The sequence below is a fragment of the Microbacterium sp. A93 genome (genome assembly GCF_051842835.1).
Window position 1 is genome coordinate 210,404 of record NZ_JBPXMT010000010.1, and the last position, 20,425, is coordinate 230,828.

General features: G+C 69.3%; 19 protein-coding genes. All 19 read right to left on the reverse strand.

What is annotated here, in order from left to right; all coding sequences use genetic code 11:
- Positions 1-89: 89 nt before the first annotated feature.
- Positions 90-1,004, reverse strand: a complete 915-nt coding sequence (ftsX, locus tag ACSU1G_RS23845; RefSeq protein ID WP_439282506.1) for a permease-like cell division protein FtsX — start codon at positions 1,002-1,004, stop codon at positions 90-92.
- The gene (gene ftsE, locus ACSU1G_RS23850) at positions 1,001-1,804 is read right to left on the reverse strand and encodes a cell division ATP-binding protein FtsE (RefSeq protein ID WP_439282667.1); all 804 of its coding nucleotides are present in this window, start codon (positions 1,802-1,804) and stop codon (positions 1,001-1,003) included. Before ftsE ends, ftsX begins: the two co-directional genes overlap by 4 nt.
- A gap of 169 nt (positions 1,805-1,973) precedes the next feature.
- Positions 1,974-2,966 carry an alpha/beta fold hydrolase gene (locus tag ACSU1G_RS23855; RefSeq protein WP_439282507.1) on the reverse strand — a complete coding sequence of 331 codons (993 nt, stop codon included), beginning with the start codon at positions 2,964-2,966 and terminating at the stop codon, positions 1,974-1,976.
- A complete protein-coding gene (locus ACSU1G_RS23860) occupies positions 2,953-3,717 on the reverse strand; it encodes a TetR/AcrR family transcriptional regulator (protein WP_439282508.1) in 765 nt (254 codons plus the stop codon). The genes ACSU1G_RS23855 and ACSU1G_RS23860 overlap by 14 nt, the downstream gene beginning before the upstream one ends.
- On the reverse strand, positions 3,707-5,416 hold the full coding sequence (locus ACSU1G_RS23865) for a class I adenylate-forming enzyme family protein (RefSeq protein WP_439282509.1): 1,710 nt from the start codon (positions 5,414-5,416) through the stop codon (positions 3,707-3,709). Before ACSU1G_RS23865 ends, ACSU1G_RS23860 begins: the two co-directional genes overlap by 11 nt.
- Positions 5,413-6,636, reverse strand: a complete 1,224-nt coding sequence (locus tag ACSU1G_RS23870) for a branched-chain amino acid ABC transporter permease (protein WP_439282510.1) — start codon at positions 6,634-6,636, stop codon at positions 5,413-5,415. The genes ACSU1G_RS23865 and ACSU1G_RS23870 overlap by 4 nt, the downstream gene beginning before the upstream one ends.
- Positions 6,633-7,514, reverse strand: coding sequence for a branched-chain amino acid ABC transporter permease (locus tag ACSU1G_RS23875; protein WP_439282511.1), 882 nt, complete (start codon positions 7,512-7,514; stop codon positions 6,633-6,635). The genes ACSU1G_RS23870 and ACSU1G_RS23875 overlap by 4 nt, the downstream gene beginning before the upstream one ends.
- On the reverse strand, positions 7,511-8,281 hold the full coding sequence (locus tag ACSU1G_RS23880) for an ABC transporter ATP-binding protein (RefSeq protein ID WP_439282512.1): 771 nt from the start codon (positions 8,279-8,281) through the stop codon (positions 7,511-7,513). The genes ACSU1G_RS23875 and ACSU1G_RS23880 overlap by 4 nt, the downstream gene beginning before the upstream one ends.
- The gene (locus tag ACSU1G_RS23885; protein ID WP_439282513.1) at positions 8,278-9,114 is read right to left on the reverse strand and encodes an ABC transporter ATP-binding protein; all 837 of its coding nucleotides are present in this window, start codon (positions 9,112-9,114) and stop codon (positions 8,278-8,280) included. Before ACSU1G_RS23885 ends, ACSU1G_RS23880 begins: the two co-directional genes overlap by 4 nt.
- Entirely contained in the window at positions 9,114-10,340 is a 1,227-nt protein-coding gene (locus ACSU1G_RS23890) for a substrate-binding domain-containing protein (protein WP_439282514.1), read from the reverse strand. The genes ACSU1G_RS23885 and ACSU1G_RS23890 overlap by 1 nt, the downstream gene beginning before the upstream one ends.
- A gap of 350 nt (positions 10,341-10,690) precedes the next feature.
- Positions 10,691-11,335, reverse strand: coding sequence for a 3-oxoacid CoA-transferase subunit B (locus tag ACSU1G_RS23895; RefSeq protein ID WP_439282515.1), 645 nt, complete (start codon positions 11,333-11,335; stop codon positions 10,691-10,693).
- On the reverse strand, positions 11,332-12,126 hold the full coding sequence (locus tag ACSU1G_RS23900; protein WP_439282516.1) for a CoA transferase subunit A: 795 nt from the start codon (positions 12,124-12,126) through the stop codon (positions 11,332-11,334). Before ACSU1G_RS23900 ends, ACSU1G_RS23895 begins: the two co-directional genes overlap by 4 nt.
- A gap of 46 nt (positions 12,127-12,172) precedes the next feature.
- On the reverse strand, positions 12,173-12,928 hold the full coding sequence (locus ACSU1G_RS23905) for a 3-hydroxybutyrate dehydrogenase (protein WP_439282668.1): 756 nt from the start codon (positions 12,926-12,928) through the stop codon (positions 12,173-12,175).
- Positions 12,929-13,028: 100 nt separating this feature from the next.
- Positions 13,029-14,195, reverse strand: coding sequence for an acetyl-CoA C-acetyltransferase (locus ACSU1G_RS23910; RefSeq protein WP_439282669.1), 1,167 nt, complete (start codon positions 14,193-14,195; stop codon positions 13,029-13,031).
- Positions 14,196-14,366: 171 nt separating this feature from the next.
- Positions 14,367-15,908, reverse strand: a complete 1,542-nt coding sequence (locus ACSU1G_RS23915) for a GntP family permease (RefSeq protein WP_439282517.1) — start codon at positions 15,906-15,908, stop codon at positions 14,367-14,369.
- Positions 15,909-16,076: 168 nt separating this feature from the next.
- Entirely contained in the window at positions 16,077-17,282 is a 1,206-nt protein-coding gene (locus tag ACSU1G_RS23920; RefSeq protein ID WP_439282518.1) for a PucR family transcriptional regulator, read from the reverse strand.
- A gap of 5 nt (positions 17,283-17,287) precedes the next feature.
- Positions 17,288-17,755 (reverse strand): SRPBCC family protein, encoded by a 468-nt coding sequence (locus ACSU1G_RS23925; RefSeq protein WP_439282519.1) that lies wholly within the window; start codon positions 17,753-17,755, stop codon positions 17,288-17,290.
- A 26-nt stretch (positions 17,756-17,781) separates the two neighbouring features.
- Positions 17,782-19,161 (reverse strand): S-layer homology domain-containing protein, encoded by a 1,380-nt coding sequence (locus ACSU1G_RS23930; RefSeq protein WP_439282520.1) that lies wholly within the window; start codon positions 19,159-19,161, stop codon positions 17,782-17,784.
- A 146-nt stretch (positions 19,162-19,307) separates the two neighbouring features.
- On the reverse strand, positions 19,308-20,423 hold the full coding sequence (gene prfB, locus ACSU1G_RS23935) for a peptide chain release factor 2 (protein WP_439282521.1): 1,116 nt from the start codon (positions 20,421-20,423) through the stop codon (positions 19,308-19,310).
- Between the last annotated feature and the right edge of the window lie 2 nt (positions 20,424-20,425).

Below are 20,425 nucleotides of genomic sequence, written 5' to 3' on the forward strand. Positions count from 1 at the left end.
GCTGGGAGCGATGCGAGTGGTCAGGGCGAATAGTCAGGTCTCAATACAGCAAACTTTAGGTCACAATTGTCACACGTGTCCCATGGGTATCACACCTTAAGATAACGCCTCAGGGTGAGGATCGACGAAAGCGCGGCCAGCAGGACCGCCACTCCCAGCAGGAGCGGGATCAGGATGAGGGCGTCCGGACCGGCGATGAACCCGGTCCCCGGGTACTGTCCCGTGAGCCAGTCACCGATGAAGAACTCGGCGATCGCCCAGGTGGTCAGGCTCGCCAGCACGGCACCGATCAGGGCCGCGATGACGCCCTCCAGCAGGAAGGGCAGCTGGATCATGGTCTTCGAGGCGCCGACCAACCGCATGATCCCGGTCTCGCGGCGCCGGGAGAAGGCCGAGAGCCGGATGGTGGTGGCGATCAGTAGCACCGCGCAGACCAGCATCACCACGGCCACGGAGAAGGCGATGACGGAGGCCATGTTCATCAGCGAGAAGATCTGTTCGAGCAGTTCGCGCTGGTCAGACACGACCTCCACCCCCGGCATCGCCGAGAACAGCTCGTTGACGACCTCGTACTGCTCGGGATCCACGAGGGCCACCCGGAAGGACTCCGGCAGCTGCTCCGCCGTGACGGTTCCCGACATGGCGGAGTTCTTGAACTGCTCCTGGAAGATCTCCAGGGCCTGTTCCTGGGACTCGTGCTCGTAGCTCTTGATGTAGGGCGCGGCCGTGGAGGAGTCCAGCAGGCCCTGGATGGATTCCCGCTGCCCGTCCGTGACAGGGCCGGAGGCGCAGGAGGTGGTGGTCGAGGTGTCCGTGCACAGGAAGATCGCCACCTCCACCCGGTCATACCAGTACCCCTTCATCTGGTTGATCTGCAGCTGGAGCAGCCCGGCGGTGCCCACGAAGGTCAGGGAGATGAAGGTCACCAGGATCACCGAGACCACCATGGACAGGTTGCGGCGGATGCCGGAGAACGTCTCCCCGAGGACGAAGGCGAATCTCATGCCGAGGCCTCCTCGGCGCCGGGAGCGTCGGTCCCGACTGTTTCGGTACCGGGAGCGTCAGTACCGGGAGCATCGGTTCCGACTGCTTCGGTCCCAGCAGCTTCGGTACGGGAGGGATCGGTGCGGTACCCGCCCTCGGTCTCGTCGCGGATGATCGCGCCGTCGCTCAGCTCCACCACGCGTCGGCGCATCTGGTTGACGATGTCGTCGTCATGCGTGGCCATGACCACGGTGGTGCCGTTCTGGTTGATCTTGTCCAGCACGGACATGATGCCCAACGAGGTCTCCGGATCGAGGTTTCCGGTCGGCTCGTCCGCCAGCAGGATGTCCGGCCGGTTCACGATGGCGCGGGCGATCGCCACGCGCTGCTGCTCGCCACCGGAGAGCTCGTGCGGCAGGCGTTTCTCCTTGCCCTGAAGGCCTACGGTCTCCAGGACCTCGGGAACGTCCTTGCGGATCTGTGCCCTGCCCTTGCCGAGGACCTGCATGGCGAAGGCCACGTTGGCGTAGACGGTCTTGTTGGGCAGCAGGCGGAAGTCCTGGAAGACCACGCCGATCCCCCGGCGCAACCTCGGAACCCGCCAGGCGGGTAGCCGGGCCACGTTCCGGCCCACCACGTAGACCGCACCCTGACTGGCGCGTTCCTCCCGCAGCATGAGGCGGATGAAGGTGGACTTCCCGGAACCGGATGCCCCCACCAGGAAGACGAATTCTCCACGCTCGAACTCCACCGTGACGTCCTGCAACGCAGGACGGGAACGGCGGTCATAGACCTTGGTGACCTGCTCGAACCGGATCATGTTCCATACTCGCCCCCGGACAGGCTCGTCCTGCGGCACCAGGGGGATGGTAGGGGGAAGACTCGGTGCTCGCGGAGTCCACCGTAGTCACGATGAGATAACAGCGGTGGGACCTCGGGCCGGAGGGCGCCGGTGTGTCACCGCCGGCACCCCTGCCCCCGCCGGCGGTTCAGTCCCGGTCCCCCCGGACCACCTCCGCCACGGCCGCGGCCCCTGCCGCGGACATGACGATCGTGTAGTGGTTCGTCCGCGGGATCTGCACGCTTCTCAGCTGGGCCGCGAGGGCCGGTACCCGCTGGCGCCAGGCGGTCAGGTATTCGGCCGTGTACAGCCCCGGCTGTTCGTTGAAGAGCCCTCGGGCGGACCACAGCAGGGTGGCGGGTACCGCCAAGGCCTCGAGGGCCGCCAGCAGGGAGCCGTCCGCCTGCAACTCCTGGGTGTCCTGGGCCATCGCCTCATACCGGGTCGCCGCGCGTAGGGTGCCCGGCGGATCCTCCGGGCCGCCCGGCTCCAAGTCATAGGCGATGTAGTCCTCCAACAGCGGACGCATGCCCGGATCTGCGCCCGGGCCCTGTTCCCAGGCCATGCCGAGGGCGGGGTGGACCTGCCAGAAACCCCGGTACTCGTCCACGGAGCCGAAGCGCATGGCCAGCCGTTCGGCCACCGGCCCGAGCACCGCCTGGACGATCTCGTCCGCTCCCAGCCCGGCCGGGACCTTCAGGGGGATGCCGCCGTCCACCAGGACCACGGAAGAGACCTGATCCGGGTGCAGGTGGGCGAGCACCAAGGTCACGAACGCGCCCATCGAATGGCCGATGACGGTGACGGGTCCGGCGGCCAGTTCGCCGATCACCGCAGCCATGTCGGCCGCATGGGATCTCATCCCGAACGGTCCCGGGAGGTGGTTGGAACGGCCGCGACCGCGCAGGTCCGGAGCCAGGATGCGGACCTCTGGCAGCTGTTCGGCCAGCAGGCCGAAGCTGCGGTGGGAGGCCGAGACCCCGTGCACGGCCAGGACGGTGGGCGCCGCGGGGTCCGTGGGGCCCCACACCCCGACCGTCATGCGGCCGCCCGGCACGGCCACGCTCTCCTGCCGGTACCCGGAGCCCACCGTGGTGTGCCGGTGCAGTTCCTTCAGCGCAGCCAGTTCAGCGGTGGTCATGGTCGCATCCTGTTCTGTCCACGGGGGCCAGGGCCCGCTCGATGAACTCCATCATGGTGTCGAAGACGTGGTCCGGGATGTCCGCAGCGGGCTGTCCAGTCTGCCCGTCAGGTCCGGTCTGCCCGTCAGATCCGGCCTGTCCGGGCTGCCCCGCGGAGTCCTCCTCCTGGGGCCAGAGCACCCAGCGCATCCCGATGATCTCACCGATTCCCATCAGGGCCCAGGCCACCACCTCGGGATCCATCCGGTGCACCTCACCGGTCTCCTGCCCCTGTTCGAGCCCCTGCGCGTAACCGTCCACGATCTTGGCATAGTGCAGCCGCAGCGCGTCCGGGGAGGCGAACTCGGCCTGGCGGACGATCCGGTACAACGCCGGGTGCTCCGCGGTGAAGCGGAAGAAGGCCCGGAAGCCGGCGCGCTCCGAGGCGATCCGGCCGGTCTCGGCCCGGGAGGCGTCGGTCATGGCGCGGCGGACCCGGCGGTTGAGATCCACCACGACCTCGTTGAAGATCTCCTGCTTGCCCTCGAAGTAGAGGTAGAAGGTCCCGAGCCCGCAACCGGCCTGCTCGGTGATCTTGACGATCGAGGCGGCCGGGTAACCCAGCTCCGCGAAGATCTTCTCGGCGGCGTCCAGCAGCCGGCGCCGCGTGCGCAGTCCGCGGGCGGTCAGCACCGTGCCCCGCGTGGTCGTCGGGGCGCTGACGTCCGCCGCGTCGATGTCCGTGTCCGGGTGGAGCGGCTCAATGGCCATGATGGGTCCTCTCAGGGGCCGCAACTGCGGTGGTGGGGGTGGCGGCCCGGCTCGGCACGGGACGGGTGGTCCGCAGCCGGGAGCGCGCGATCTTCTCGAGACCGGTCCGGGGCAGCTCGGTCACGAAGGTGTAGTGGGCGGGCCGCTTGAAGCCGGCCAGCCGCTCGGCACAGTGTTCGCGCAGTGTGGTCTCGTCCACGGGGACGCCACGGCGCAACACCACGTAGGCATGACCGCTCTCCCCCCAGCGTTCATCCGCCACCCCCACGACGGCGGCCGCGGCCACCGCGGGATGGCTCACCAGGACGTCCTCCACCTCGGCGGGGACCACGTTCTCCCCGCCCGAGACGAAGATGTCCTTCAGCCGGTCGACGATCCGGAAGTACCCCTCGGCATCCCGTTCGACCAGGTCGCCCGTGTGCAGCCAGCCACCGGCCAGCGCCCGGTCCGTGGACACCGGGTCCCGGAAGTATCCGGCGAAGACGCTGGGTCCGGCGACCAGCAGTTCCCCCGTGGCGGGGCCGTCCAGTAGGGCCCCGGTGACCGGGTCCGCCACCGCCACCTCCACGTGCGGGTAGGGCCGGCCCATCCAGCCGACCCGCTCGGTGGCGTCCTCGGCGGGCAGGGACAGCACGTTGGGACCGGCCTCGGTCAGGCCGTAGCCCTGGACCAGGGCCACCCCGCGGGCGTGCCAGACGCGCAACAGTGCCGGCGGCATGGAGGCCCCTCCGACCACGGCCAGGCGGAGGCTGGACAGATCCGTGGCGGCGAACTGCGGGTGTTCGGCCAGCATCAGGTACTGGGCGGGCACGGCCATCAGGGTGGTGATCCGTCGGTCCGCGATCAACGCGAGCACCCGGCCCGCGTCGAAGGTCCGTTCCATCACCACGGTGGCACCGGTCCACCAGGCCAGCAGCGGCTGGATGTTCCAGCCCCCGGTATGGAATTGGGGCAACACGGCCAGCACCACGTCGGACGAGGTGATCTCGAGGGTGCGGGACAGCGCCAGGTTGTTCCAGAAGCAATTCGCATGGGTGAGGACCGCGGCCTTGGACCGCCCCTCCGTGCCGGAGGTGAACGGCATCAGGACGGGGTCATCGTCCCGGACGGGGCTGCCCGGCTCCCGCCGCGGGCCGGGCTGTTGCGGGCCGGGCTGTTGCGGGCCGGAGTCGCGCGAGGCGGGGTGAAGGGTCTCGCGGCTGGGACCGGGCGCGGCGGCGGAGGGCAGGCGGGCCGGCGTCGGGACCTCGGTCTCGATCCCGTCCACACCGGGCAGGGCCCGGGGCGGGGGCAACGGCATCAGGGCGCAGGCCTCCGCCGCCAGGGACCCGAAGTCCTCCTCGACCATCAACAGGACGGGATCCGCGGTGCTCAGCTGGGTGGCCACCTCCGCCGGACGCAGCCGCCAGGACAGGGGTGTCAGCACGAGCCCGGACTTCGCGCAGGCGAAGAACAGCACCACGTGGTCGGCGCTGTTGCCGCTCAGCGTGGCGATCCGCTCCCCCGGCCGGTAGCCGGCGGCCACGAACCGCTCGGCCAGCCGGGCCGCCCGGGTCTCCAGCTCGCGGTAGGTCATCGCGACCCCCGCATCCAGGATGGCCGTGCGGTACGGGGTGGCCACCGCGCGGTCGGCGGTCCACCGGCCCAAGGTGTGCAGCCCGCCGCTCCTCGGGGCACTCATGGTCTGCGCGGCGCTCATCCCGACTGCTCCAGCAGGTCCACGGGGTCCTTCTTCCGGTTGGTGCGTCCACCGTAGCGGGCACCCACCCGCCGCACGAAGCCGGCGAGACCTCCGGGCATGAACAACACCACGAGCACGAAGAGCGTGCCGAGCAGGAACAGCGGCTCGGACAGCGGCACGCGCAGGATCCCGGGCAGCGCCTGGATCGCCTCGGACTGGGCCAGCACGCTCAGCCGTTGGTCCAGCAGGGTGTAGAGCACCCCGCCCAGCACCGCGCCCCAGCGCGAGCCCACGCCGCCCAGCACCACCATGACCAGCAGGGAGATGGTGAAGTCCGCGGAGACGGTCTTGGGCACGGCCCCGGACTGCAGCAGCAGGTGCACCATGCCCACGCAGGCGGCCAGGGTGCCGCCGACCACGAAGACCAGCAGCTTGGCCACATAGGGCTTCAGGCCCAGCACCCGCACGCGGTTCTCGTTCTCCCGGACGGCCTCGGCGAGCCGCCCGGCGCGGGAGTTCTGGATCCAGGCGACCACCGCGAAGACGAGCACGAGCACCAGCAGCGCCAGCCAGTACAGGTTCCGGGTGTTGGAGACACCCACCAGGAACGCCGGGACGTGCTCCGTGTTCAGGCTCAGTCCCTCCTCGCCGCCGGTGGCACTGCCCGGGTTGCGGCGGACCAGCACGGAGCCGGCCTGGGCGAACGCGAGGGTGACCATGGCGAAGGGGATGCCGGAGACCCGCAGGGCCACCGAGCCGGTGAGCCCGGCCAGCAGCACCACGAGCACCACGGTGAGGATCATGGCGGGGATCAGGCCCATCCCGGTGCGTTCGAGCAGGATGCCCAGCAGGTACGCCCCGGCCCCCACATAGAGGGCATGGCCGAAGGACAGCAGCCCGGCCACCCCGATCAGCATGTGGTAGGTCAGCGCGGCCGCGCCCATCAGCAGGCACACGGCCATCAGCTGCAGGGCGCCGGGCTGGTAGGTGGCGGTGGGCAGGATGCCGGGCACCTGGATGTTCAACAACGGCAGCACGGCCAGGAACACCAGCCCGACGACGGCCAGGGCCGGTTTCAGGAATCGGCGCCCCGGCCGCTGGCCGCCGGCCCCGGGCTGCGAGCCGCCGTCCCGGGGCGGCGGGGTCAGGGAGGCCTGCAGCCGGTCCTTCAGGGAGGTGCTGGTCGATCCGGTGCCGGTGGAGCCGGTGCTGGTCGATTCTTCCGTGGACGCGCTCATGCCGTGGCCACCTTTCGTCCCATCAGTCCGGAGGGCCGGGTCAGCAGGACCACGGCCAGGAGGATGACGACCACGAAGTCGCCGACGCCCCAGTAGAAGTTGGCGAACTGCTGCAGCACGCCGACCACCACGGCCGCCACGGCTGCGCCGGCCAGGGAACCCAGCCCGCCGATCACCGTGACGATGAACGCGAAGATCAGCAGGGAGCCGCCGAGCATCGGGGAGACGTAGCCGAAGAAGTGGCTGGCGAGCACGCCACCCAGTCCGGCCACCGCGCCACCGATGGTGAACACCAGGGTGAAAGCCCGGCGGACGTCGATGCCCAGGGCGGTGACCATGGAACGGTTCTCCACGCCGGCCCGGATGATCATGCCGTAGCGGGTCTTCTTCAGGAACATCACCAGCCCGAGCAGCACGAGGCCCGCGATCGGGATCGTGATGAACAGGTGGTTGGAGATCTGGGCCCCGAGGATCTCCGTGGTCATGCCCATCCACGTGGGCCCCTGGATGAACACGGGGTCCGTGCCCCAGATGCCCTCGAACAGGGCGATGGCCGCGAGGTTGAGCCCCACCGTCACCAGGACCTGCTCGATGTGCCGTTCATACAGCGGTCTGATGAGGATGAACTCCGTGGCCGCCGCGAGCAGCGCGCCCACGAGGCAGCCGACGAGCAGGGAGAGCGCGAAGCCGCCCCAGGAGCCGGCCCCCATCAGGCGGGCGGTCTCCCAGCCGATGAGTGCGCCCAGGGTGAGGAAGGCACCGTGGGCGAAGTTCAGCACCCCCATCAGCCCGTAGATCAGGGACAGCCCGGAGGCCACGAGGAAGTACACGGCGCCGAGGCCGAGTCCGGTGATCAGCAGCAACACGATGGTGCTCATGGGTGGGCCCCCTCTGCGGTGGTCTGGGTACTGGTCTGGGTACTGGTCTCGGTCCTGGTCTCGGTGCTGGTTCCCACGCCGAGGTACTGGGTGACCAGTGCCTCATCGTCCAGGAACGCGGTGGCGGACTCCGTGGTGTGCACCACGTGCCCGTCCGAGAGGACGATGGCCCCGGCGGCCAGCTGGCGGACCACCGCGAGGTTCTGCTCCACGAGCAGGATGGGGACGGTGCGGGCGGCCTCGGCCAGCGCCTCGGCCACCTCGCCGACGATCTTGGGCGCCAGGCCTTTGGTGGGTTCATCCACCAGCAGCACGCGGTTCTGATTCATCAGGGCGCGGGCCAGGGACACCATCTGCTGCTGGCCTCCGGAGAGGGTGCCCGCCGGCTGCTGCGCCCGCTTGACCAGGTCCGGGAACAGGGATTCCACGAGCTCGCGCCGCGGGTTCTCGTCCCGTTCGGACAGCCGGAGGTTCTCCGCCACGGACAACCCGGCGAAGACCTCCCGGTCCTCCGGCACGTAACCGACCCCGCGCTGGACGATCCGGTGGGTGGCCAGGGCGGTGATGTCCTGTCCCTCGAGGCTCACGGTGCCGGCATCACGGTGGATCAGCCCGAGAATGGCCTTGATCGAGGAGGTCTTGCCGACGCCGTTGCGGCCCAGCAGGGCGGTGATGCCCTGGGCCGGGACGTCGAACGTGACGTCCTCCACCACCTGCTGGCCGTTGATCGAGGCCTGCAGGTTGCGCACGGAGAGTATGGAGCTCATGCCACCTGTCCCGTCTGTTCAGTCTGTTCAGCCCGGTCAGTCTGTTCAGCCGGGTCAGTCTGTCCGAGGTAGGCGGACTGGACCTCGCTGTTGGCCATGATGGCCGCGGGCTCGTCCACCGCCAGCAGGGTGCCGCGATGCATCACGGCCACCCGGTCCACGAGCCCGAGGACCACCTCCATGTGGTGTTCCACCATCATCAGGGTGCGTCCGGACTCGAGGTGGATGCGCCGGATGATCTCCACCAGTCCGGGCACGTCCCCGGAGCCGACCCCGGCCATCGGCTCGTCCAGCAGCACGACCTCGGGATCGGTGGCCAGGATCATGGCGATCTCGACCTTGCGCTTGTCCCCGTGGGACAGCCCCCCGGCAGCGGCCTCCAGCCGGTGGGTCAGCCCCACCTGCTCCAGGCATTCCATGGCGCGCCCGGTGGCCGCGTCCGTGGCCCGCGGGAAGCGGAACAGGGACAGCGAGCCCCCCATGGCGGCCTGGGCCGCCAGCCGGACGTTCTCCTTCACGCTCAAGCCCGGGAACAGCGAGGACGTCTGGAACGTGCGACCCAGCCCGGCCTTGGCCCGGCGGTCGACGGCGAGGTCGGTGATGTCCTTTCCGTTCATCCAGATCCGCCCCTCGGTGGGGCGCATCAGTCCGGAGACCAGGTTGAACAGCGTGGTCTTGCCGGCACCGTTGGGGCCGATCACCCCGATCATCTCGCCCGAGGCCACCTCGAGATCGATGTCCTCCAGGATCCGGGCTCCGCCGATCTGCAGGCCGATGCCCTGGAAGCTCAGGGCCGTACCCGTCACGGTCGCTGGAGTGCTGGCCACCGGCATCACTGCTCGGCTACGGGAGGAGCGGCGTCCTCGGCCGGGACGGTGTCGATCAGCTCGGCGGTCCACTCGGAGCCGTCCTGGACCAGTTCCGCCTGGTACATGTCCTGGATCAGGGCGTGGTCCTCGGCGCGCACCGTGGTGGTGCCCTTGGGGCCTTCGAACTCCCAGCCCTCGAGGGAGGCGATCATGGAGTCCACGTCGGTGCCGCCGCCCTCCTCAATGGCGCGGACGATCATCTGCCCGGCCACGAAGCCGTCCGGGGTGAAGAGATCGGGCTCGGCACCGGCCTCCTCGACGTGCTCGATCATGAAGTCCTCGACATCGTTCTGTCCGGCCCCCGGGAAGTAGTGGGAGAGGAAGGAGATCTTCTCGCCGGCGGCACCGTAGGCGCTGTAGGTGGCCTTGTTGGCCAGGCCGGTCACGATCGGGGCGGCGTCGAAGGCGCCCTGCTGGTCGAGCGCCTGCCACATGGACCCGGCGTTGGCTCCGGCCCAGGCCACGAAGACCAGGTCCGGGTCCGCCTCGACGATCTGGCGGGCGAACGGGGTGAACTCGGTGACGTCCTCGGGGACCAGGATCTGATCCACCTCGGCTCCCTCGGCGCCCAGGACGGCGTCCACGGCCGCGACATTGCCCTGGCCGAAGGCGTTGTCCTGGCCGAAGACCATGACGTCGGCGCCGTCGAGGTCCTCCACGAACTGGCCGGCCGTGGCCACGTCCTGCACGGACTGGCGCCCGGAGCGGAAGGTGTAGTCGTTGATGCCGGTGACCGCATCCGTGGCGGCAGGGCCGGAGATGTACAGCACCTGGTTCTGCTCGGCCTGCTCGGCGAGCTTCAGGGCGATGCCGGAGACGGTGGTGCCGGCGAGGATGGAGTACTCCTTGCCGATTAGCTCCTTGGCGATGGAGACGCCCTTGTCCGGATCGCCGCCGTCGTCATGATAGGTCAGGTTGATCTCGGTCTCGCCGACGGCGCCGGTGCCGTCCGTGGCGTAGGCGACGCCGGCCTGCAGCCCGGCGTAGTACTCCTCGCCGTAGGCGGCCAGGGGGCCGGTCTTGGAGTACACGATGCCGACGTTGACGGACTCGGGGGCCGCCCCGCCGTCCTCACCGTCGCCGGTGGAGGTGCCCTCGGTGGGGGCGCAGGCGGTGAGGGTCAAGCCGGTGGCCAGCAGGCCTGCGGTGAGGATCTTGGCGTGGTTTTTCACGACGGTGGGCCTTTCCATGGGACCAATGGTGCGGTGCTTGTGACGAAGACTGTTACGAAGACTGTTACGAAGACTGTTACGAAGTCTGTTGCGAAGTCTGTTGCGAAGTTGCGACGTCGGGTGCGGTGTCTCGGGGGTGATCTGAAAGGCGATTCAGGTTCTGGATCGAGTATGTGTGACGGATCACACCACCGTCAAGTGTTTCCCGGAAAATTCCTGAATCACCTTTCATGTCTGTGCCACTTCTGTGCATCGCCCGAGGTCAGAGACGCAGCGAGGCCCGACCACCGCGCTGCGGTGATCGGGCCTCGGAAGCCCACCGGCCGGCGTCGTACCGGTCCGGAAGGTATGGCGGTGAAGCGGTGACCCTAGTGCAGGGTGGCACCCGTCGCGGCGCGGACCTCGTCCTCGCTGAGGCCGGGAGCGGTCTCCACGAGCACCAGCCGCGGGGCGGAGCCGTCGGCGGGCTTGTCCACGTTGATGACGGCCTTGTCCGTGATGATCCGGTCCACCACGCCCTGGCCGGTGAGCGGCAGGTCGCATTCGGTGAGGATCTTCGGCGAGCCGTCCTTGGCGTTGTGGTCCATGAGCACGATCACCACGCCGGCGCCGTGGACCAGATCCATGGCACCACCCATGCCCTTGACCATCTTGCCGGGGACCATCCAGTTGGCGAGGTCACCGTTCTCGGCCACCTGCATCCCACCCAGGACCGCCACATCGATCTTGCCGCCCCGGATCATCCCGAAGGAGGAGGCCGAGTCGAAGAAGGAGGCGCCCGGGCGGACCGTCACGGTCTCCTTGCCGGCGTTGATCAGGTCCGGGTCCACGTCCGCGTCCAGCGGGTAGGGCCCCACCCCGAGGATGCCGTTCTCCGACTGCAGCACCACGGTGCGGGACTCGGGGATGTGGTTCGGGATCAGCGTGGGCATCCCGATCCCCAGGTTGACGTAGGCCCCGTCCGGCAACTCCTGGGCGGCACGGGCCGCCATCTCATCACGGGTCCAGCTCATCGGGTCTCCTCGCCTTCGGCTGCGGCGCGCACGGTGCGCTTCTCGATCGGCTTCTCGATGTCCGGTCCGACCTCGACGATCCGGTGCACGTAGACCCCCGGCAGGTGCACGTGGTCCGGGTCGATCTCCCCCGGTTCCACGAGCTTCTCCACCTGGGCGATGCACACGGTGGCGGACATGGCCGCCGGCGGGGCGAACTGGCGGGTGGCCTTGTTGAAGACGAGGTTGCCGTGCCGGTCCCCCATGGCCGCATGCACCAGGGCGTAGTCCGTCACGATGGACTCCTCCAGCGCATAGTCCTTCTGGCCGGCGTGGCCCAGGGTGAAGGACCGGACGTCCTTGGGCTCGGAGGCCTTGGCCACCGTGCCGTCCGCGTTGTACCTCATCGGCAGCCCGCCGTCCGCCACCTGCGTGCCGACGCCGGAACGCGTGTAGAACGCGGGGATGCCGGCGCCCCCGGCCCGCAGCTTCTCCGCCAGGGTGCCCTGCGGCACCAGCTCGACCTCCAGCTCGCCCTCGAGGTACTGCCGGGCGAACTCCTTGTTCTCCCCCACGTAGGACGAGGTCATCTTGGAGATGCGGCCGGCGCCGAGCAGGATGCCCAGACCCCAGCCGTCCACGCCACAGTTGTTGGACACGATGGACAGATCCTTCGCGCCCTGCTCCTTCAGTGCCTCGATCAGCTGGATGGGGTTGCCGGACAGGCCGAAGCCGCCCACCGCCAGCGAGGCGCCGTCCGGGATGTCCTCGACGGCCTGCGCCACCGATGCCACCGTTTTGTCCAAACTCATGGTGTACCTACTCTCTTCCTGGGGTGTTCCACTGGTCAGGGGACGATCACTGGGCGGTCCAGCCGCCATCCATCGTGTAGGAGGCGCCGGTGACCATGCCGGAGACGTCCGAGGCCAGCCACAGCACCAGCGCGGCGACCTCCTCCGGCTCGGCCAGGCGCTTGACCGCCGAATGCGTGAGCATGATCTTCTCCAGCACCTCGTCCTCCGAGATCCCGTGCGTGGTGGCCTGGTCCGCGATCTGCTTCTCCACGAGGGCGGTCCTCACGTACCCGGGATTGATGCAGTTGGAGGTGACCCCGTGGGCCCCACCCTCCAGTGCGGTCACCTTGGACAGCCCCTCGAGACCGTGCTTGGCGGAGACGTAGGCGCTCTTGAAGGCCGAGGCCCGCAGTCCGTGCGCGGAGGAGAGGTTGATGATCCGGCCGAAGCCCCGCTCGTACATGCCCGGCAGCACGGCCCGGGTCAGCAGGAACGGGGATTCGAGCATCAGCCGGTGGATGAAGCGCCACGCCTGCGGGTCGAACTCGTGGATGGGTGTCACCCGCTGGATCCCGGCGTTGTTCACCAGGATGTCCGCATCCAGCGTCAGATCCTCCAGGGCCTGGGTGTCCGCCAGGTCCGCGACCCAGGCGGTGCCCCCCACCTCGGTGGCCAGGGCCTCGGCGGCCTCGGCGTTGAGATCCGCCACGGTCACCGTGGCACCGGCGCCGGCCAGGGCGCGCACGCAGGCCGCGCCGATGCCGGAGGCCCCACCGGTCACCACGGCGGTGCGGCCGGCCAGATGGCCATCCCGGAAGATCGAGGCCGCCTGCTGGGGCCGGTCCTGCTCAGAGGGTGCGTCAGTCACGACGGTGCCTGCCTTTCAGGGGTGAGGTGGAGCGGATACTCTTCGGACGGTACTAGAGGCTCAGCAGCAGGGCCTCGCCCTGGCCACCCCCGCCGCAGAGGCTGACGGCGGCCTTGCCGCCACCCCGCCGGGACAGCTCCAACGCGGCCGTCAGGGCGAGCCGCGCGCCGGAGGCCCCGATCGGATGTCCCAGGGCGATGGCGCCGCCGTGGATGTTGGTCTTCTCGGCGGGGTAGTCCAGGTCCTTGAGGGACTGGACCAGAACGGCGCCGAAGGCCTCGTTGATCTCGATGAAGTCCAGCTCCTGCACGGTCCAGCCGCCCTTGGCCACCGCCGCCTTGATGGCGTTGGCGGGCTTGGAGTGCAGCGAGGAGTCGTCCGGACCGGCGACCTGACCGGCCGCGCCCACGGTGGCCAGGATGTTCAGGCCCCGCTCCTCGGCGAAGGCCCGCGACGTCACCACGAGCGCCGCACCGCCATCGGAGATGGGCGAGGAGTTGCCGGCGGTGATGGTGCCGTCCTTGCTGAAGGCCGGGCGCAGCGTCCCGAGGGATTCCACGGTGGTGTCCGGGCGGACCCCCTCATCGGCAGAGAGGACGATCGGCTCGCCCTTGCGCTGCGGGATCGAGATCGGGGCGATCTCCGCCTCGAACACCCCGGCGGCCTGCGCCGCGGCGGCCCGCTGGTGGGATGCGGCGGCGGGGGTGTCCTGGGCGGCGCGGTCGATCTGCCGCTCGGTATTGCCGTCCTCGGTCAGGTCCCCCATGGACTCCTTGCTCAGGGCGTCCGTGAGTCCGTCATAGGCGACCGAGTCGATCATCGTGACCGGTCCGTACTTGTGGCCTTTGCGCGAGTCCGGCAGCAGGTGCGGTGCGTTCGTCATGGACTCCTGGCCGCCGGCCACCACCACGGTGGCCTCACCCAGGCGGATCAGCCGCGCGGCATCGATCACGGCGGTCAGGCCGGACAGGCAGACCTTGTTGACGGTCACCGCCGGGACGTCCCAGCCGATGCCGGCCGCCAGGGCAGACTGCCGGGCGGGGTTCTGTCCCTGGCCGGCCTGGACCACCTGGCCCATGATGACCGAGTCGACGTCACCGGCGTCCACCCCGGAGCGCTCCAGGGCGTGCCGGATGGCGTGCGCCCCCAGGTCCATGGCGGTCAGGGAGGCCTGCTGGGACAGCAGCCGGGTGAAGGGTGTCCGCGCTCCGCCGACGATGACGGCGTCCTGGGCGGAGCCGGTGCTACCGGCGGACGCTGCGGAGCCTGCGGGGGTGGTTGCGGGGTGGGTCACTGTGGATACTCCTCAGTAGGTTATGTGGGTTCTTCAGCCTAGGTGAGGCATCCGCCTCGGCCCGAAGGTTCAGAAGGTTTAGAAGGTTCAGAAGGTTCAGAAGGCTCCGAACAGGGACACGGCGGCGACGAGGACCGCGACGGTGATCACGGGGACCACCAGGGTGACCATGCCGATGTCCTTGTAGGACTGGCGGTGGGTCAGGCCACAGACGATCAGCAGGGTGACCACGGCGCCCGAGTGCGGCAGGGTGTCCAGGCCGCCGGCCGCCATGGCGGTCAGCCGGTGCATGATCTCCAGGCTCTGTCCCTCGTCCATCGCCATCTGGTTCAGCTCGCTGCCGAAGGCGTTCAGGGCGATGGTCATGCCGCCGGAGGAGGACCCCGTGATGGCGGCGGTGACGGAGGTGGAGAGCACGGAGGTGACCAGCGCCCCGCCGCCCAGGTTGAACACGGAATCGCGGATGACCGCGAAGGCCGCCACGGAGGCCACCACCGCGCCGTAGCCGACCTCGGAACCGACCGAGAAGATCGGCAGCATGGAGCCCCTGACGCCTTCAGCGAAGCCCTTCCGCAGGGCGGCGAACTCGCGGATGTTGAAGGCGACGATCACCAGGACGGCCACCAGCAGGCCCAGGATCACGGCCCAGACGCCCGACCTGGTGTCCATGTCGATCCCGCCGAACTTCTCCTCCGAGAGGTAGGACCAGTTCAGGGCGGGGAAGATCAGCAGGGTGCAGACGAAGTTGACGGCGAACACCATCAGCAGCGGGATGAAGGGCTCCACCGAGTTGCGCGGGGCCAGCATGGCGTTGACGGAGTGGGCGTTGTCCTCGGTCTCGACCGGCGCCTGGTCCTGGGTGAAGTCCTCCTCGGTGCGGTCCTCCTCGCGCAGTACGGCGCCGGGGCCGGTGCCGCGCTTGGCGGCCGAACGGGTCCCGGTGTACGAGGCGGCACGGATGCCGGAGCGGCCATCGGCCGGGGTGCCGGGGTGGCCCTCGAAGGTCTCGCCCTTGGCGTGGAGCGCACGCCGGCGGTGCTCGAGCCAGGCCCAGCCGCCGCCGAAGATCATCAGCGCACCGATGATGCCCAGCAGTGGGGCCGCAAACGGCCCGGTGCCGAAGAACTGTCCGGGGATGAGGTTCTGCACCTGAGGCGTACCCGGCAGGGCGGTCATCGTGAAGGTGAAGATGCCCAGCGCGATGGTGCCGGGGATCAGGCGCTTCGGGATGTCGGCCACCCGGAACAGCTCCCGGGCCAGCGGGAACATGACGAAGGCGACCACGAAGAGGCTGATGCCGCCGTAGGTCATCAGAGCCGAGGTCAACACGGTGGCCAGGATGGCGTTGCGGGCTCCGATCCAACCGGTCACGGTGCGGGCGATGGACTCGGCATAACCGGTGACGGTCATCAACAGCCCGAAGATCGCCCCCAGCAGGAAGATGGGGAAGTAGCTGCCGACGTAGCCGGCCATGGCCGGCATGAAGATCTCCGTGTAGGACGCCAGGATGGGCGCTCCGGAGAAGAGCACGGCGACGACGGCGGCGATGGGGGCCGCGATGATCACGGGCATACCGCGGTAGGCCAGCGTGATCAGCAGAGTGAGGGACAGGATGATCCCGATGATCCCCAGAAGCATGGGTGGTACCTCTCGGATGTGTGGGTGGAACGGCCGGTGCGGGACCGTGGCCCGCAGGGTGCGGGCCCGCCCCAGGATGTCAGGTGGCACGTGACGTACATCACGACCACGCCGAGGCGACTTCTACCAGCATGGACCTGAAAAGTGATTCAGGCTACGTCCACGCCTTCAACGCCGGGGCGGCTCTTTCGTAGCTGGCGACGAAGCCCGGTGCGCGGTCAGAGCCCACGAGGCCTCGATGAGCGTCTCGAGGTCATGGACGTTGCCCCCGGTGAGTTCGCGGTACCGCTTCAGGCGGTAGCGCAGGGTGTTCACGTGCACGGGGATCGAGGCAGCGGCGTTCGGGATGTTCAGCCCGTGGCCCAGATAGGCCCCGAGGGCCTCGAGCACCAGCTCGCCGAAGGGGCCCTCCTCCAACACGGGGGCCACGTGCTTGTCCAGCAGCAGCCGGGTGGTCTCCGGGCTGGACTGGATGCCCATCCGCCAGGACAGCGCGTCCACGTCCACCACACCGGTCCAGCCCACCCGGTGGGCGGCCTCCAGGACGCGGGTGGACACCGTGAAGGACTCCCCCACCTCCGTCAGGCGGACCGCCGAGCCCAGCGCGATGGTGAGCCCGGGCGCGGGGGCCGCCGGGCCGACGTCGTCCATCAGGATCCCCACGGCGCCCTCACCGCGCGGCGCGGTCAGCAGCCTGACCCCGGCCTGCTCGGCCCACTGCTGCAGCCGTTCCGCAGGATCGCCCGAACCGCCCGTGTCTGCCGCTTCTCCCGCGGCGTCCGGGGCCACCGTGGCGCGCACGGCGCGGACCGGCCGGTCCAGGGGGAGGTCATACGTCCCCGCCCCCGCCAGCAGGGCGGTGCGGTCCAGCCCGCCGATCACGGCGTCCCGGATCCAGTGGGTGCGCCGGGCGGAATCGGCCACGGCCTGGGAGATCGAACGGTCCCGGTGGACCACCACGGACTGCGTGGTGAAGGCATCACCGAGGGCCCACAGCAGGGTGCTGAAGTCCAGGGCCCGTTCCGGGGGCAGGCCATGGCGTGGGGCCAGGTCCAGCAGGTGGCGCAGGATCACGGACATGGACAGCCGGAAGCCGGCGAGCACGCTGACGATGGACACGCCCTGGCTCATCCGCTCCTCCATCAGGGTGCCGGGCTCCTCGATCTGTTCGGGGTCCGGCGCCCGGCCGTCCCGGAGGGTCCGGATGCTCAGGGCCAGGTTGCGCCGGGCCGAGGCGCGCACGGAGTCGGCGGGGATGTCCTCGTAGCCCGGGATGGTGGCCCGCAGCTCGGCCACCGTGTCCTCGATGATCGAGGTGTCTGATTCCAGGTCCGCCAGCAGGGCGCGCAGGCCTTCGTCCCCGGCACCGGCCACCGCGACTACCGCCCGGACTCGGCGAGCACCGCGAGGCGGTCGATCGAGCCCATCAGGCGCTCCGGGGTGTTCCAGCCGGCCCGGGCGAAGCGGGACTCGTCCGTGAGCCGGGTCCAGTCATAGGTGTGGCGGACCAGGGTGGTGCCCTGCGGACCCGGCACCAGCTCCCAGCGCCAGAGGTGGCCGCGCGGCTCCTCCCCCACCGGTGCCGGCAGCCAGGCGATGAGCCGGTCCGCCTCGAACTCCACGACCCGGTTCTCCCGGGCCTGACCATTGGTCAGAGCCATGGTGAACACGTCCCCCACGGCGGTGACGCGCTGTCCGGCGGCGGCCTCGGCCAGGTTGTCATTGCCGTCCCACTCGGGTTGGCGGGCCGGGTCCGCGATCAAGGCGAAGATCTCCGACGCCGGCGCGCGCACGGTGCGCTCGGCGGTCACGATCCGTTCGGAGACTGGGGGCAGGGAGGCGTCCATGCCCCCAGTCTGGCACCGATGGGCGGTCAGTGGCACAGCCGGTAGAGGAACGCCGCCATCTGTCCGCGGGTGACCTGGTCGTTCATGCCGTACAGGCCGTTGGCGTAACCGCGGGTGATGCCCTCGGAGACCAGCCAGGTGATGGGCCGGTAGAAGGTCGCGCTCACGCCCACGTCCTCGAATGGGGAGGTGGCCGGTGGCGTGAACGCCGGGCTGCCGTCGAAACGGTAGATGAACGCCGCCATCTGCCCCCTCGTGGTGTGGGCGCTCCGGCCGAAGGTCCCGTCCGTGAAGCCGGTGGTGATCTCCTGCTGCGCCGCCCAGGTGATCGCCGTGTAGTCCGGGCTGGTGGTGCTCACATCCGTGAAGGGGGATTCCACCGGGGGGACGTGCGCGGGGCTGCCGGCCAACCGGTAGAGGAAGGTCACCATCTCGCCGCGGGTGACGTCCCGGTTGGGGCGGAACGTGCCATCGGCGTACCCGATGCTGATGCCCTCGGCCGCGAGCCAGCTGATCTCCCCGTGGAACGGGTGCGTGGACGGTACGTCCGGGAATTCCTCTCCCTCCTGGTCCTGGACGGTGAGGGTCAGGGAGTAGTGGTCGTAGTCATCGCCCTGATAGGTGAGCACGTAGGTGCCCGGCTGATCCACGTCGAGGGAGGCCCCACCGGCGGCCCCGTTCCGTTCCACAGCGTGTAAGCAGTCTCCGGCGGGGCCGCCACAGGTGACCGGGTAGACCGGCACCCTTGCGCTGTCCCGGACCTGGGGAAGGTGGGTCACTCCGGCGTGGTCGATGTCCACTTGCGTGTGCTGGCCTTCGAGGTTGAGGGCGAGGTTGGCCTGGGACAGTGAGGACAGGTAGCCCGCATAGGTGATCTGGTTCTGAGCCAGACCGAGAAAGCTGAGCTTGGACAATCCGGCCAGCGGCTCCACGTCCTCGATCGCATTGCCGTCGAGTGTCAAGAAGACGAGGTCCGTCAGATCCTCCAGCGGCCCGACGTCTCGGATGTCGTTGCCGGACAGGTTGAGGTTGGTCAACTGCGTCATGCCGGCCAGGGGCGCCAGGTCCCGCACGGAGTTGTCCGGCACCTCCAGGCGGTGCAGCTGCGGCAGTCCCGAGAGTGGGGAGAGGTCGCTGACCTGGTGGCCGTCCAGGAACAGCGCTTCGAGGCTGGTCAGCTGCTCGGCGCCGGTCAGGTCGCGGATGGTGCCGTCGGCAGCATCGCAGCTGGCGCCTTCCAGGTTCGCGAGGGTCACGCCGGCGGAGGCTGCGGCGGTGGTGAGGCAGTCACGGAAGGCGGGGTCGGGGATCGGCGTGGCTGCCAGCGCCGGCGGGGATCCGAGGAGAACCAGCAGTGCCAGGGCAGCACCGGAGGAGAGGGTCTGGACACACCAAGATCGCGCCATTGCGAGGGTCCTGTTCTTGAGTTGTTGCCGTTGAGACGGTGGGGGGTGGCGTTACAGTATCCCCTCGCCCGTCCCGGCGTCATCAGCTCAAGTCCCGGCTGTTGTTCGTTGACTGGTCCGGCGGTTGCCCGGCGGCCGGCCCGGTGTCAGTCCTGGTGGTGCTTGGCTCCGGCGCGCCAGCGGATGCCGGCGTCGATGAAGCCGTCGATGTGGCCGTCGAACACGTTGGAGGGGTTGCCCTCCTCGTAGTTGGTGCGCAAGTCCTTGACCATCTGGTACGGGTTCAGCACGTAGGAGCGCATCTGGTCCCCCCAGGAGGCCTTGACGTCCCCGGCCATCTCCTTCTTCTTGGCGCTAGCCTCGGCCTGGCGCACGAGCAGCAGGCGGGACTGCATGACGCGCAGGGCGGCGGCGCGGTTCTGGATCTGGGACTTCTCGTTCTGCATCGAGACCACGATCCCGGTGGGCAGGTGCGTCATGCGCACCGCGGAGTCGGTGGTGTTGACCGACTGCCCGCCGGGGCCCGACGAGCGGTAGACGTCGATCTTGAGCTCGGTATCCGGGATGTCGATCGAGTCATCGGATTCGATGAGCGGGATGACCTCTACGGCGGCGAAGGATGTCTGGCGCCGGCCCTGGTTGTCGAAGGGGCTGATCCGCACCAGTCGGTGGGTGCCGGCCTCCACGGAGAGGGTGCCGAAGGCGTAGGGGGCCTTGATCTCGAAGGTGGCGGACTTCAGCCCCGCCTCCTCCGCGTAGGCGGTGTCCATGACCTTGGTGGACCAGCCGCGCTGCTCGGCCCAGCGCAGGTACATCCGCATCAGGATCTCGGCGAAGTCCGCGGCATCCACGCCACCGGCCCCGGCGCGGATGGTGATGACGGCGTCCCGCTCGTCATACTCCCCGGAGAGCAGGGTGACGATCTCCAGGTCCGACATGGTCTTGCGGATGGCTTCGAGTTCCTTGACGGTCTCCTCGCGGGCGGCCTCGTCGTCCTCCTCCGCGGCCAGCTGCACCATGACCTCGAGGTCGTCGATGCGCTCCTCGAGCCGGGTCATGCGCTCCAGCTCGGACTGGCGGTGGGAGAGCCTGGAGGTGACCTTCTGCGCCGCCTCCGGGTCATCCCAGAGGTCCGGGGCACCGGCCTGTTCGCTCAGCTCGACGATGTCCGCCCGGATCCTGTCCATGTCCGAGACCTGCTCGATGTTGGACAGCGTGGAGCGCAGGTGCGCGATTTCTGCGGTGTAGTCAGTCTCAGCCATGG